The organism is Salmonella sp. SSDFZ69, assembly GCF_004010755.1.
In the GTDB taxonomy this organism is placed as follows: domain Bacteria; phylum Pseudomonadota; class Gammaproteobacteria; order Enterobacterales; family Enterobacteriaceae; genus Salmonella; species Salmonella enterica.
Genome location: NZ_CP034831.1, coordinates 2,327,749 through 2,342,274, shown reverse-complemented (window position 1 = coordinate 2,342,274; position 14,526 = coordinate 2,327,749). Strand labels below are relative to the sequence as shown.

Sequence of the window (14,526 nt, the reverse complement as noted above, 5' to 3'; positions counted from 1 at the left end):
CTTTCTCCACCCACGGTAAACGTTGTCCTGTCACGGCACATCAACACATAAACTCAGTCGCTCATTAAAACCAGTACGCCGCCCTGATGTGAGGCCAACGACAGGTGTTCACCAGGCATTAACCTCTCCTGGGTAAGCACATTGCGATAACGACGCTGATTAAGCTGTCCGGGTATAATAATGTCGGTTCCTGACCAGAAACCGCTATGCGATTGTGACAATAAGCCGTCACATTCGGCGAACACCAGTCGGGGCGCAACAACAATCAGCGCATCATCATGATTGACTCTGGCGTAAGCGATGACCTTGTCGGCACGCTGACCAACAGCCCGCAGCGGTATATAGTCGCCAAAACGGAAGAGCTCATGATTCTGCTGACGCAGACGCAGTAATGCAGCGGTGACATACTGATTCACCTGCCCATTCAGCCAACTCTCTTCGCGCGAGAAAACTCCCGGCGTCAGTTGGTCTAACTGCTGCGCCAGCGTGGCGAAATCCGGTTCGCGGCGGTTGTCGGGATCGACAAGACTAAAATTCAACGCCTCGCTTCCCTGATAGATATCAGGTACTCCCGGCGCGGTTAATTTGATAACGGTCTGCGTCAGGCTGTTAACCAGCCCTGCGCGGATGAAGGGTTGCAAGGAACGATAAAAATCCTGCAAAAATGTCTGATTATCCGGCGCCAGTAAATAACGGGCGTAATCAAGCATTGCCGTTTCGTAAGCCTCATTACTGTCCACCCAATCGGTACGTAGCTTCGCTTCGCGTAGCGCTTTCTCCACAAAAGCTTCAAAGCGTGTTTTCAGCGCGTTTAAACCTGTTTCGTCCTGTGGTTGTAGCATCGGGGGCCAGACGCCGGTCAGCGCCTGATATAACATCCACGTATCCGCCGATTTTGGCGCAGTGCCATCATTCAAAAATTTGACATGGGTCTGGTTCATCTGCCGCCAGCGGGCAAGGCATTCGCTCCACTGTTCCGGCGCTTCGGTAAGCGTATACAGGCGTGCTCGCGCATCCTCGCCTCGCTTGGTATCGTGGGTCGACGTACCGGATAGCGCATCAGGCTGTCGCGCCTGTCGGGTTTTCATCTCATGGTGAAAGCGTTCGATGGAGAAGTGATGCGTGACGGGCTCGGCGCCGACTTCATTTAACGCCAGTCCCATGTTTTGACGAAAGAAAAGCGTATCCTCTACCGATTTCGCCATCAGCGGACCGGTGAGTTGCTGGAACCGAACGCGAAACTGTGTTGCCTCCTCCTGGCTGGAGGCGGGAACATCGCCGGTAAGAAGACGGCTCAGAAATGTAAGCGCTTCTGGCTGCGGAGGGTTTTCAAGCGTCTTTACCCGTTCCACAATACGGTGTAACAGGCAAATATCGGTCGGCGGTAGCCCTTCTGCCGTGCCGTAAGTGCGATATACGGGAAAGGCAATTAATAACTCGCGTAACGCCTGCCGAACGACGCTCTCTTCCTGTGCGATCTGTAGCTCGCTGGCAATCGACAGCGCAAGTGCGAGCAGCCGGGTAAATTCCCCCTCGAAATTGCGATCGACCATCAGCAATTTAGCCGCCCGTAATTCCGCCCGCATATCCACTGGCGCGCCTTTAACGGTCTCGTAAGCCTGGCGCAAATTGTCTATCTGCTCATCGTCAACCAGCACCTCCGCCAGCGAGGCGATAAATTCATAGCCTGTGGTGCCGGAAACCGGCCAGTCATCAGGAAGTTGCTCGCCTTTAGCGAGAATTTTTTCCACGGTGATATAGCACGCCGGCCCCACTTCCTGACGTAAACGCGCAAGATAGGCTTTCGGATCGGCAAGGCCGTCGATATGATCGATACGTAAACCGTCAACCGCCCCCGTTCTGACCAGCTCCAGAATCAGCCGATGTGTATCGTCGAAGACGGTTTTATCTTCCACCCGCATTCCTACCAGCCCTGTGACCTCAAAGAAACGCCGATATGAGAGCGAGCGAGCGGCATCGCGCCAGGACATTAATTTCCACGGCTGGCGCTCATGCAAATCAGCAATGGCGGCTTTATCGGTAAGCGCCAGTATTTCAGCCTCGCGCCCCTGCCACGTCGCCGGCGCAAGCGGATAATAGTTATCATAATAGGCGAACGCGGGTTTACCCGTAGCGGGATCGGGCTTGATCGCAATTTCTCCGTTTTCCAGCACGGCGTCAAACGTGTCGCCTAAAAAAGGCAGCGTCAGTCGGCGCGACCAGTCAATATCGAAATGGCGCGCGTAATGGCTCTCCTTGCCATATTCAAGCACGTCGCGCCACCAGGCGTTTTCCAGCGAGCTGGCCATGTGATTAGGCACAATATCGATGATCAATCCCAGACCTTGCGCTTTAAGTTCGGCCACCAGTCTTTCAAATCCTTCGCGCCCGCCAATAGAGGGCTCAATCTCATTCGCATCGGTGACATCATAACCATGCGTTGACGCTTTGGTGGCGGTAAAGATGGGTGAGGCATAAAGATGGCTGATACCCAGATTTTTAAGGTAAGGCACCAGCGCCGCAGCGCGATCGAAGGTCATGCCATTACGAAACTGAAGGCGATACGTTGCAGTTGGGATCATGATGCAGACTCTCCCTGGGCTAAGCGGACAATAAGAGAATGTTGGGAAAGCGACCCGGTGGATTCATTCGGCCAGGCGAAGAGGGTCTTACCCGGTAAATCGGGCAGCAATACCGTCGTGGCGCTAATATTCAGCGCCAGTGACAGTGTTCCTCCCGGAAAACGCCAGCTAACGGCAATAAACCCGGGCGCGGTTTGCAATACCGTTCCTGAGCTCTCACGGGCAGCGGACAACAGCGGCACGATATGTTTCTGGCGCAAAAGCAGTAGTTCGCGGGTAAACGCCAGCCACGCTTTACCCTCTTCACTGTGCTGTTGCTTCCAGTTAAGTTTTGAGCGTTGAAAGGTCTCTGGCGCATTCGGGTCCGGAACATTTTCCCCTGCATGATCGGCAAACTCTTTTGCGCGACCTTCACAAACGGCGCGGGCTAAATCCCCATGGAAATCGGTAAAAAAAAGAAAAGGACGGCTTTCGCCATACTCTTCGCCCATAAAAAGCAGCGGAATATGCGGTGAAAGCAGCAACGTGGCGAGCAATACTTTTGTTCGTTCAGCACCCGCCAGGGTTATCAGTCTGTCGCCCTGGGCGCGGTTACCGACCTGATCGTGATTCTGAATAAAATCCACAAAAGCGACCGGGGGTTGTCCGGTACTTTTTACGCCGCGAGGTTCGCCGGTTTGTGGTGAAATTTCTCCCTGATAAGCGAATCCTTCGGCCAGCGCTCTTGCGAGGTGTTTTTCCGGGGCATCAGCAAAATCGTTGTAGTAGGCCTGGGTCTCTCCGGTCGCAAAAACGTGGACGGCATTATGAAAATCGTCATTCCATTCGGCGGTAAACAGCGGCGCATTGCCATCCTGATCTCGGGGATGCAGAGAAATAATATTGCGGTTATCTTCGGTAGTCAGATGAATGGGCCTGTCGGTAATGTCTTCCCGAATACGTTGTGCGATTTCAACCAGCACATGCCTGGCGCTACTGTCCTCAATCTGATCGATAGCGTCAAAGCGTAAGCCGTCGAGATGGTATTCTGTCAGCCAGTATAACGGCGCCTCGATGATATAGCGCCGCACGGCGTCGACATCATAGGCGATACCATTTCCCCACGGCGTCATGCGATCTTTGTGGAAAAACGCCGGTGCCAATAGCGGTAAATAATTTCCCTCCGGGCCGAAATGGTTCAGCACAATATCCAGGACAACGGAAAGACCATACCCATGCGCGGCGTCAATAAACGCCTTGAAATCATCCGGCGTCCCATAGGCAGAATGCGGCGCGTAAAGCAGTACGCCGTCATAGCCCCAGCCACGCTCGCCGCCAAATTGCGCAACGGGCATCACTTCAATAACGGTAACGCCGAGTTCAGCGAGATAAGGCAGCTTCGCTATTGCGGCGCGGAAGGTGCCTTCCGGAGTGAACGTGCCTGTATGCATCTCATACACCACGGCCTGCTCCCAACGGCTACCTTTCCACCCGGTGTTGCGCCACGTGTAGCTGCCTGGATCAACCACATATGACGGACCGTTGACGTCAGTTTTTTGGGCGCGGGAAGCCGGATCGGGGACCACCATGCCATCGCTGAGTACAAAGTTATACTCCGTACCTGGCATCACCCCGGAGACGTCCAGCGTAAACCAGCCGTCACCGCTCGCCTGCATTTCCTGGTCTTTACCCGCAAGCCTGAGCATAACCTTTTGCTGACCGGTGGCCCAAAGACGAAAGCGGACAACATCAGCGGCGATATATTCAGCCCCCCAGCTTTTGCAAAAAATTTTTGAACTCATTTGTCGCTCCGTTTAACCCATAACTTCTACAACATCCGAAGAACAAGCATAGACTATGGGGCTAATCTTTACGTGACACCGTCACTTAACAGGCATTCTTTTTCCTATCTGCGTGTAAAACCGTGGAATTATTGTCGGGATTGCTCAGATGTACCGAAGTGCGCGGTATCGCCTCGCCCGTGTTCGCCAGAGCCCTGAACACGCTGTAGCTGGATAACCTCCCCCTGCTCCCAGGCGTTAGCCCCTTTAACAACGGGATGCTCAGGCAGATCCTGCCGCTCGCGTTTAATGGCCTGGGTATCAATTCCCAGACGGCGATCCCGATCGGCCAGCAGCGCGGGGTCAAGCTGCCCGTCGCCAGTAAAGCCCATCATCAGCGCAGGGATACCCATTGGCAGGGTTTTATCCCGGTCGGTATGCCAGGTGTGCCAGGTCTTGCCATAAGTATTAACAATCTTACTCATCAACGCGTTATCAGCGACCTGCGGTAAGCCAGGCGCCACCAGGCTACCGGATTTCACCTCGTACTGGTGGCTGTGCCACAGTTTTTTCTCCTCGGGAGGAAGCGTTTTAAATAAACGTTCGCTGATAATGTACTCCACCCCCATCAGGCGCGCGTTTTTCGTATTGCCGTCGTAAATCACCGCCTGCATGACATCTTCGTTCAGGACGGTAACGTAATGGTGCGCTTCCATCTGTCCGTTTTTATCACCGCTATAAAAATGGAACCCGTCAAGGTAGGTACTGATGGCCTCGACAGGTGGTCTGGATTGAATAGCCGCCGCGCCTGTTTCCAGGGTACGTAATTTGGCAGAGGTTTTTTCCCCAGGAATAGGCGTTTGCGGCGGCGTATTATTGGCGCCACATCCGGCCAGAAAAGGAATGATAAAGAGTGCCAGCGGTAAAATTTTCATTAGGTCTCCATATAGTGAAAGGGCTCTAATGAAAATAGTGCAATACCACGTGATTGGTAGAAGAAATGGAAGATGTTATTTGTGACGGTGTCACAAATAGTAAAACCCGACACACAGGCCGGGTTTTGATATCAGTTTACTCTTATTTTGAGAGTTCTTTCTTGATTTCGTCTTTTATTTTGCTTAATTCACTTTGCGGGTTTTTCTTACAAAGCTCAACGGCTAGCGGCACTGCTGTCGTCTCAGTTTCCTGGAAATCAACGTAGTCCCCGCCTTTAAAATCTTCATCTTCATTCAGCACCCAGAAAGCGACTGGCGCCATCGTCTGCGGATTGAGGTCAACAAACTCCTGGCAGCTCATACCTTTAGGCGTAACGTTTGTTTTAGTAGTATCTGTTGCCGCATTCACGCTAACACTGGTTACCAGCGCTGCCACGATAATACCTGCTGTAGCAAGGGAGAATTTATTCATTGTTGTTGCTCCAATAATTATATAAATAACCTCTACATCTGCGCGTTAACCCGTTAATGTAGAACGCAGAAAATAATACCCCTCCTCTCTCAGGAATAAAGATCACCCTCCGTGATATGGCTATTATTGATATTTACGTTGACTGATTTTGATGTTTGATGAATAAAGCAACATGGCGAGCAGATTTTAGGGCGAAAAAGTAGACCACGACAATAGCCACTGATGTGGTATGCACTACGTTGAGCTGATGAAAGAGAACTTCGCTCTGACATGCCGTCGCGATCGCGCGCCAGCCAGACACAAACGGTGGGCAGAACAAACATCGTAGAACAGATTGCCTGTCAGCATTCCGGAGGCAACCACCAACCCTGACCAAAACGGCTTGCGGCGTTTACGCCGCTGGCGAACCCTATCAGGGCTAAACCAACCACTATTGCCCCGGTAGTCATCAGCACCGGGCGCAATCGGATCTACAATACAATTTCATAGCATTTACAGATAGTCGGACAATTTCAGGTTTCCGTAATCATAAAAAACACCTTTCGTACACAAACTGTATACTTCCAGTAGATTTATTGTTATTTAGCACTATAACTGCAAGCAGTTGAATCCAAAGGGTAATAATTCAGGTATTATTAGGAAGGAAATTTATATAATTAAGATAAATAAATGCTTATCGGTGAAGTGAGCGACGTTTAAGTTTTGTTGCAACCACGGCTTTATACTTTTTACGAGTGCTATTTTTTTTGGCTAATTAAAAAGGTAAAGTTAATGAAACTATCCGTAACATTGGCGTTTTTCGGTTACATGATGGTATCCAGTATGGCACAAGCTGGCGATATCAATATGTGGCGTGAACCCAAACCTGTTGTGAAAGAGGGTAAATATTACAGCTTAATCATGGATCGTGGCGAGTTGCAGAAAGCAGTAAAAAGCAGCAATAACAACTATCTCTTTTCCGAAAAAGGTGCAGGAGTGAAACCGCTGGTATTGATTGGCTCTCCGGTAGAGATTAGCGAATTTATGTTGCAAAATAAAACTCGCAGTATTGAAAACCACATTAAAGGTCTACCTGACATTTATATGGGAGTGACAAAATATAAACCCAAACAACGTTTTACCGGCTTATTTCCGCTGCAGGATATATTGACTCAAACTGTTGATCAGGTATCGAAATTTGTGCCCGGTACCGATATCACCGATGCGGTGGGAATCCCCGCCGACCTAAAAGCATTACAGCAAGCTATTTTGGCTATGAAGCCAAAAGATAAAACCAGCAACAATATACTGTACGTCAAATTTAGCTACTTACCGGAAGATGGGATGGTGAAAGTAGGAAGCAAAACAGTTTCTTTTGGCCGTATTCTGGAGAAAATGCAGCAGAGTAATCGTACCCTGCGTAGATAAGCAGGAAGCTGGCAGTATTTCCAGCTTCTGGAATGTTAACTTAAGCTACAAAAGCTGTCTGGAGGTAATAGGTAGAAATAAGTTATAAAACAATAGCTTAATTGCAATTTATATATTTAAAGAGGCAAATGATTATGACCGGAATATTTGCAGAACAAACTGTAGAGGTAGTTAAAAGCGCGATCGAAACCGCAGATGGGGCATTAGATTTTTATAACAAATACCTCGACCAGGTCATCCCCTGGAAGACCTTTGATGAAACCATAAAAGAGTTAAGCCGTTTTAAACAGGAGTACTCGCAGGAAGCTTCTGTTTTAGTTGGTGATATTAAAGTTTTGCTTATGGACAGCCAGGACAAATATTTTGAAGCGACACAAACTGTTTATGAATGGTGTGGTGTCGTGACGCAATTACTCTCAGCGTATATTTTACTATTTGATGAATATAATGAGAAAAAAGCATCAGCCCAGAAAGACATTCTCATCAGGATATTAGATGATGGCGTCAATAAACTGAATGAAGCGCAAAAATCTCTCCTGGCAAGTTCACAAAGTTTCAACAACGCTTCAGGAAAACTGCTGGCATTAGATAGCCAGTTAACTAATGATTTCTCGGAAAAAAGTATTTATTTCCAGTCACAGGTGGATAGAATTCGTAAGGAAGCTTATGCCGGTGCTGCAGCAGGCATAGTCGCCGGTCCGTTTGGATTAATTATTTCCTATTCTATTGCTGCGGGCGTGATTGAAGGGAAATTGATTCCAGAATTGAATAACAGGCTAAAAGCAGTGCAAAATTTCTTTACTAGCTTATCAGCCACAGTGAAACAAGCGAATAAAGATATCGATGCGGCAAAATTGAAATTAGCCACTGAAATAGCAGCAATTGGGGAGATAAAAACGGAAACCGAAACAACCAGATTCTACGTTGATTATGATGATTTAATGCTTTCTTTACTAAAAGGAGCTGCAAAGAAAATGATTAACACCTGTAATGAATACCAACAAAGGCACGGTAAGAAGACGCTTCTCGAGGTTCCTGACGTCTGATACATTTTCATTCCCTCTGTTTACTTTTAACGCCCGATAGCGTGAAGAAAATGAGAGACGGAGAAAAAGCGATATTCAACAGCCCGATAAACAAGAGTCGTTACCGGGCTGGCGAGGTTATCAGGCGTTAAGCTGGTAGTCGAGGGTGATTTCCGCATTCAGAACCTGCGATACCGGGCACCCGGCTTTTGCTTTCTGGATGATTTGATCGAAAGTTGAAGCATCAATATCTGCTACCGCAACTTTGCTTTGTAGCGCAATTTTGGTAATGGCGAAGCCCGCCTCCACCTTATCAAGCGATACGTCAGCGGTGGTGTCAATGGATGTCGGCGTAAATCCAGCCTCTCCCAGCATGAGTGATAGCGCCATGGAGAAACAGGCCGCATGTGCGGCGCCAATTAGCTCTTCCGGGTTGGTTCCCTGCGCGCCTTCGAACCGGGTATTGAATCCATACGGTTGTTGATTAAGCACGCCGCTTTCTGTTGATACAGTACCTTTACCTCGTTTGATGTCGCCTTCCCAGTGTGCCTGACCTTTCTTATGGATTGTCATTTTTGCTCTCCTGTTGGCTCAAAAAATAAAGTATAGACCATGCTGCTAATCTGCGTTGTCCATGCCGATGGAGGTAGCATGTTGTCGATTACCCGCACTTCAGATATAGAAAATAGTTGTATGCTTTTTCAGTGATGAATATTAAACCAACAGGCCTCCCTTTCTTTAAAGAATATATCCCTCCTTTTGTCCTTACTTTTTCTTCTGGAGGCGCATTTCATTATGTATATTTTAATGTATATTAAGATTTATCCCATCCCATTGTAATAAATGATAAAAATCGCAATAAGTAGCATTTTAAATGTATATTAATTGACCACTATTTGTATGAGGATATGTAATTGGCAAACGTAATATATTTTCTTCTGCGGTAAACAATTAGAGTTCCGCCTTGCGTTAAAATAACTCCAGGACTAATCTTAACCACAGCCGCAAAAATATTTGCCATGCTGAATACGAATTAATTTTCTGCGAGCCGTACTAAATAAATACATGTTCACGGAGGCATTATATGTTTACTTATCACTCAGCAAATACCTCAGCAGCACAACCGGCCCTGGTCAACGCGATTGAACAAGGATTACGCGCGGAGTTAGGCGTTGTCACCGAAGATGATATTTTAATGGAGCTGACCAAATGGGTTGAGGCTTCCGACAATGACATCCTCAGTGACATCTACCAGCAGACCATCAACTATGTGGTAAGCGGGCAGCACCCGACTCTGTAAAACCTGCTATGCTGTATCGGCAACCTTAGGGGTTACGTTTCTTTCGCGTAAGCGAATTTGTCCTTAAAACTAGCAACAGGATTGAGGAGTTAACATGAAATCGAACCGTCAGGCTCGTCATATACTTGGACTGGATTACAGAATTTCCAACCAGCGTAAGGTTGTTACTGAAGGCGACACCAGCAGCGTGGTGAATAACCCAACCGGCAGAAAGCGCCGCGCCGACAGCCAAAAGTAATCGTACAGTCCTGAAATGACGTTAAACACCATTGCATCTGCAATGGTGTTTTTGTTTATAGGAATGACCTTAACGTCTCACAATGCTTTATACTCAGGATCGGTTCCCTGGTGGAAGGCAATATATGATGATAAACGACGGTGCCAGGGACAGTTATTCGAAAAAGAGTGAGTAACATGGAAACTACAACCAAGAAAGCACGTTCCCTTTATATCCCTTACGCTGGCCCTGTATTGCTGGAATTCCCCCTGTTAAACAAAGGCAGCGCTTTTAGCGTAGAAGAACGCCGCAACTTCAATTTGTCAGGGCTGCTGCCGGAGGTCGTCGAGTCGATTGAAGAACAGGCCGAACGCGCCTGGCTCCAGTATCAGGGGTTTAAAACAGAAATCGATAAACATATTTACCTGCGTAACATCCAGGATACCAACGAAACGCTCTTTTATCGACTGGTGCAAAACCATCTTGAAGAGATGATGCCGGTTATCTATACCCCGACCGTGGGCGCGGCCTGTGAGCGCTTCTCTGAGATTTATCGCCGGGCGCGCGGCGTATTTATCTCTTATCCGAACCGTCACAATATGGACGACATTTTGCAGAATGTGCCTAACCACAACATTAAAGTTATTGTGGTGACGGATGGCGAGCGGATTCTGGGGCTTGGCGATCAGGGCATCGGCGGGATGGGGATCCCTATCGGTAAGCTGTCATTATACACCGCCTGCGGCGGCATTAGTCCGGCCTATACCCTTCCCGTTGTGCTGGATGTCGGCACCAACAATCAACAGTTACTCAACGATCCGCTTTACATGGGCTGGCGTCATCCGCGCATTACCGACGATGAGTATTATGCGTTTGTCGATGAGTTTATTCAGGCCGTTAAGCAGCGCTGGCCAGATATCCTGCTACAGTTTGAAGATTTCGCGCAGAAAAACGCAATGCCGCTGTTGACGCGCTATCGTGATGAGATTTGCTCCTTTAACGATGATATTCAGGGCACCGCAGCCGTGACCGTTGGTACGTTGATCGCCGCCAGCCGCGCTGCCGGCAGTCAGCTTAGCGAGCAGAAAATCGTTTTTCTCGGCGCGGGTTCCGCCGGATGTGGGATTGCTGAACAAATCATCGCGCAGACTCAGCGTGAAGGTTTAAGCGAAGATGCCGCCCGACAGAACGTTTTTATGGTCGATCGCTTCGGCCTGTTGACGGACCGGATGCCTAATTTATTGCCGTTCCAGGCAAAACTGGTGCAGAAATGCGACAATCTCCAGAACTGGGATACCGAAAATGACGTGCTGTCGCTGCTGGATGTGGTGCGTAACGTGAAGCCGGATATTCTGATCGGGGTTTCCGGCCAGACCGGGCTCTTTACTGAAGAGATCATCCGCGAGATGCATAAGCATTGCCCTCGCCCGATCGTCATGCCGCTCTCTAATCCCACCTCTCGCGTGGAGGCCACGCCACAGGACATTATCGCCTGGACGGAAGGCAACGCGCTGGTGGCAACCGGCAGCCCATTCTCGCCGGTCATCTGGAAAGATAAGGTTTATCCGATCGCACAATGTAATAACGCCTATATTTTCCCCGGCATCGGTCTGGGGGTTATCGCTTCCGGCGCATCGCGCATTACTGATGAAATGCTGATGTCAGCCAGTGAGACGCTGGCGAAACATTCTCCGCTGGTCAATAACGGCGAAGGATTAGTGTTGCCAGCGCTTAAAGACATCCAGGTTGTGTCGCGCGCTATCGCTTTTGCCGTAGGCAAAATGGCGCAGCAACAAGGCGTAGCGGTGAAAACCTCTGCGGAAGCGCTGCAACAGGCGATTGACGATAACTTCTGGAAACCGGAATACCGCGACTACCGTCGGACTTCCATTTAATACGTACCCGGCGGTGAATGCCGCCGGATATCACTTTCTTCTTTAGTTTTGGCGAGTCTGTCGACACACCTGAATTCCTTTCCCTGCTTATTTGTCAAGCTACTAATATTAGCCACCTTTATGTATTGAACGGGGATTTATCAGGATAATCCTGGCTAAACTATTACATTGTATTTCTGCCGCCTTGCATAACTCATCAGAAATATTAATCCTAAAGAGGTAATAGCACCTTACCTGCTATTACCTGCTATGCAGTTCACTATTAATAAAAGGAGAAGGTTATGAAAGCTGCTGTTGTCACACAAGATCATCAGGTTGATGTTACTGAGAAAACGCTGCGTCCCCTTCGCCACGGTGAAGCTTTGCTAAAAATGGAGTGCTGCGGCGTATGCCATACCGATCTACACGTGAAAAACGGAGATTTCGGTGACAAAACCGGCGTCATTCTGGGACACGAAGGCATTGGCGTCGTGGCGGAAGTCGGTCCCGGTGTCACCTCGCTGAAACCTGGCGATCGCGCGAGTGTCGCGTGGTTTTATGAAGGATGCGGACACTGTGAGTATTGCAATACGGGCAATGAAACCTTATGCCGCAACGTGAAAAATGCCGGTTACACGGTAGATGGCGGCATGGCCGAAGAGTGTATTGTCGTCGCGGATTATGCGGTGAAAGTACCGGAAGGTCTGGACTCTGCGGCGGCAAGTAGTATTACCTGCGCGGGCGTTACCACCTATAAAGCGGTGAAGATTTCTCATATTAAACCTGGCCAGTGGATTGCCATCTACGGTCTGGGCGGTCTGGGTAATCTGGCCTTGCAGTACGCGAAAAACGTTTTCAATGCGAAAGTGATCGCCATTGATGTCAATGATGGACAACTGAAACTGGCCGAGGAAATGGGCGCAGATCTGACCATTAATTCACGTACGGAAGATGCGGCTAAAATTGTGCAGGAAAAAACCGGTGGCGCGCACGCAGCGGTGGTTACCGCGGTCGCTAAGGCGGCGTTTAATTCCGCAGTAGATGCCGTTCGCGCCGGAGGCCGCGTGGTGGCAGTCGGACTGCCGCCAGAAGCCATGAACCTTGATATCCCTCGCCTGGTGCTGGATGGCATTCAGGTTGTCGGTTCGTTGGTGGGGACACGCCAGGATCTGACCGAAGCCTTCCAGTTCGCGGCGGAAGGAAAAGTCGTGCCAAAAGTCGCTTTACGTCCGCTTGAAGATATCAACGTTATTTTTAAAGAGATGGAACAAGGGCAAATTCGTGGCCGTATGGTCATCGATTTCCGTCGTTAAACGATTTGCTGCGGTCGTCTGAGTAGGTTTGATAACAGGCCGCAGATGAAAACAAGGCGCTACGAGGATAGCGCCTTGTTTATCAGATCGCGAAAGAATTACTGAATACCTTTTTCGCTCTCTTTTTTTGCTTCCGCCTTCTCGATTTCACGATACCAGCGTGGGTGATGTTTCTTCGCCCAGCGACGGCTGACCTTCCCTTCGATCATGCCTTTAATCGAGCCTTTCACCCAAAACGCCATATACATATGGATGAGGATCGCGTGCATTAAAATAATGCCCGCCGCCGCATGAATTAACAGGCTATAACGCACCACCTGCATGGGGAAATACTGCGCGAAATACGGACGCCAGATAATCACGCCAGTCACCAGCAGCACAAAAATCATGCTCATAATGGACCAGAACATCATCTTCTGTCCGGCATTGTATTTGCCGACATCCGCCACCTTATGCTCATTGCCTTTCAATACTTCGACAATATTTTTCAGCCACGGAATGTCTTTTTTATCCGGGATGTTGTGGTGGACGAAACGCACGAACATAAACATCAGCGCGATGAAGATGGCAATACCGAAGAACGGGTGCAAAATACGTCCCATCTGCGGCGTGCCGAAAGTTTGCGTCAACCATTGTAGCGTCGGGAAGAAAAACGAAATCCCCGACAGCGCTACCAGGAAGAAGCAGATCACCACCGTCCAGTGACAGGCGCGGTCGACAAATTTCGTGCGCACAATCATTTTCGACTTACTCATGATGATCCTCCTCATCGTCGTCCGTTTCTTTATTCGGGCCAATACCGATGTAGTGGTAAATCAGACCGGCGAAAGTGGCGATAAAGCCCGCTGCGGCCAGCGGTTTTAGCGCCCCTTTCCACAGATTGATTGAGGTATCGATCTGCGGATCTTTCGGCAAGCCGTGGTACAACTCCGGCTGATTGGCATGGTGCAGCACATACATGACGTGCGTACCGCCAACGCCCTGCGGGTTGTAGATACCGGCATGTTCAAAGCCGCGCGCTTTTAACTTCTCCACGCGTTGCTCACCCAGTTCCAGCATCTCTTTTTTGGTGCCGAAGTGAATAGCCCCGGTCGGACAAGTTTTGACGCAGGCCGGTTCCTGGCCCACGCTGACGCGATCGACGCAGAGCGTACATTTATAAACGCGGTTGTCCTCTTTGTTGAGGCGCGGAATATTAAACGGACACCCGGCGATACAGTAACCACAGCCGATACAGTGTTCAGATTGAAAATCAACAATCCCGTTCGCGTACTGGATGATAGCCCCGGCAGATGGACAGGCTTTAAGACAGCCTGGATCTTCACAGTGCATACAACCATCTTTACGAATCAGCCACTCCAGCTTGCCGTTCTGCTCGGTTTCGGTAAAGCGCATCACCGTCCAGGACTTGGCGCTGAGATCGGCAGGGTTATCGTACACCCCGACACAATGACCAACGTTATCGCGAATATCGTTCCATTCAGAACAGGCTACCTGGCAGGCTTTACAGCCGACACAGGAGGAGACGTCGATCAGTTTCGCGACTTCGGCTTTGTAATCACGCGCCTGCGGAGGCGGCGTGATGGCGTTTGTTGCGGACCGTTTAATAATGTCCTGCGTTTCCATAGACATATGTTCGCC

At 49.3% G+C, this 14,526-nt stretch carries 13 protein-coding genes; 6 read left to right on the top strand and 7 right to left on the bottom strand.

Translation table 11 applies throughout. The features are described from left to right. Positions 1 to 53: 53 nt before the first annotated feature. From treY to hdeB, 4 genes are all read right to left on the bottom strand, one after another. A complete protein-coding gene (gene treY, locus EOS98_RS11620) occupies positions 54 to 2,582 on the bottom strand; it encodes a malto-oligosyltrehalose synthase (protein ID WP_126524107.1) in 2,529 nt (842 codons plus the stop codon). Further along, positions 2,579 to 4,363, bottom strand: coding sequence for a malto-oligosyltrehalose trehalohydrolase (treZ, locus tag EOS98_RS11615; RefSeq protein ID WP_126524108.1), 1,785 nt, complete (start codon positions 4,361 to 4,363; stop codon positions 2,579 to 2,581). Before treZ ends, treY begins: the two co-directional genes overlap by 4 nt. Positions 4,364 to 4,491: 128 nt before the next feature. Next, a complete protein-coding gene (locus EOS98_RS11610) occupies positions 4,492 to 5,277 on the bottom strand; it encodes an OBAP family protein (protein ID WP_126524109.1) in 786 nt (261 codons plus the stop codon). A gap of 142 nt (positions 5,278 to 5,419) precedes the next feature. Beyond that, a complete protein-coding gene (gene hdeB / locus EOS98_RS11605) occupies positions 5,420 to 5,749 on the bottom strand; it encodes an acid-activated periplasmic chaperone HdeB (protein ID WP_001032161.1) in 330 nt (109 codons plus the stop codon). A gap of 771 nt (positions 5,750 to 6,520) precedes the next feature. Between hdeB and EOS98_RS11595 the strand changes: the two genes are divergently transcribed. Together EOS98_RS11595 and hlyE are read left to right on the top strand one after the other, a co-directional pair. Then, entirely contained in the window at positions 6,521 to 7,156 is a 636-nt protein-coding gene (locus EOS98_RS11595) for a hypothetical protein (RefSeq protein ID WP_164550769.1), read from the top strand. Between the two features lie 134 nt (positions 7,157 to 7,290). After that, positions 7,291 to 8,202 carry a hemolysin HlyE gene (hlyE, locus tag EOS98_RS11590; protein ID WP_126524111.1) on the top strand — a complete coding sequence of 304 codons (912 nt, stop codon included), beginning with the start codon at positions 7,291 to 7,293 and terminating at the stop codon, positions 8,200 to 8,202. Between the two features lie 120 nt (positions 8,203 to 8,322). On the opposite strand, the gene EOS98_RS11585 is transcribed toward hlyE, so the two are convergent. Continuing rightward, positions 8,323 to 8,754 carry an OsmC family protein gene (locus EOS98_RS11585; protein ID WP_000152297.1) on the bottom strand — a complete coding sequence of 144 codons (432 nt, stop codon included), beginning with the start codon at positions 8,752 to 8,754 and terminating at the stop codon, positions 8,323 to 8,325. A gap of 511 nt (positions 8,755 to 9,265) precedes the next feature. On the opposite strand from EOS98_RS11585, the gene bdm reads away from it, so the two are divergent. The 4 genes from bdm to adhP all read left to right on the top strand — a co-directional run bounded on the left by bdm (position 9,266) and on the right by adhP (position 12,885). Beyond that, on the top strand, positions 9,266 to 9,481 hold the full coding sequence (gene bdm, locus EOS98_RS11580) for a biofilm-dependent modulation protein (RefSeq protein WP_000495700.1): 216 nt from the start codon (positions 9,266 to 9,268) through the stop codon (positions 9,479 to 9,481). 94 nt (positions 9,482 to 9,575) lie between these two features. After that, entirely contained in the window at positions 9,576 to 9,719 is a 144-nt protein-coding gene (gene sra / locus EOS98_RS11575) for a stationary-phase-induced ribosome-associated protein (protein ID WP_000841559.1), read from the top strand. A gap of 176 nt (positions 9,720 to 9,895) precedes the next feature. Beyond that, positions 9,896 to 11,593 carry an NAD-dependent malic enzyme gene (locus EOS98_RS11570; protein WP_000450513.1) on the top strand — a complete coding sequence of 566 codons (1,698 nt, stop codon included), beginning with the start codon at positions 9,896 to 9,898 and terminating at the stop codon, positions 11,591 to 11,593. A 281-nt stretch (positions 11,594 to 11,874) separates the two neighbouring features. After that, positions 11,875 to 12,885, top strand: a complete 1,011-nt coding sequence (gene adhP / locus EOS98_RS11565; protein WP_000642447.1) for an alcohol dehydrogenase AdhP — start codon at positions 11,875 to 11,877, stop codon at positions 12,883 to 12,885. Positions 12,886 to 12,983: 98 nt separating this feature from the next. Here the strand turns inward: adhP and fdnI are convergent, their stop codons facing one another. Both fdnI and fdxH read right to left on the bottom strand, forming a co-directional pair. Further along, the gene (gene fdnI, locus EOS98_RS11560; protein ID WP_000045658.1) at positions 12,984 to 13,640 is read right to left on the bottom strand and encodes a formate dehydrogenase-N subunit gamma; all 657 of its coding nucleotides are present in this window, start codon (positions 13,638 to 13,640) and stop codon (positions 12,984 to 12,986) included. After that, positions 13,633 to 14,517 carry a formate dehydrogenase subunit beta gene (gene fdxH, locus EOS98_RS11555; RefSeq protein ID WP_000061599.1) on the bottom strand — a complete coding sequence of 295 codons (885 nt, stop codon included), beginning with the start codon at positions 14,515 to 14,517 and terminating at the stop codon, positions 13,633 to 13,635. The genes fdnI and fdxH overlap by 8 nt, the downstream gene beginning before the upstream one ends. Positions 14,518 to 14,526 lie beyond the last annotated feature (9 nt).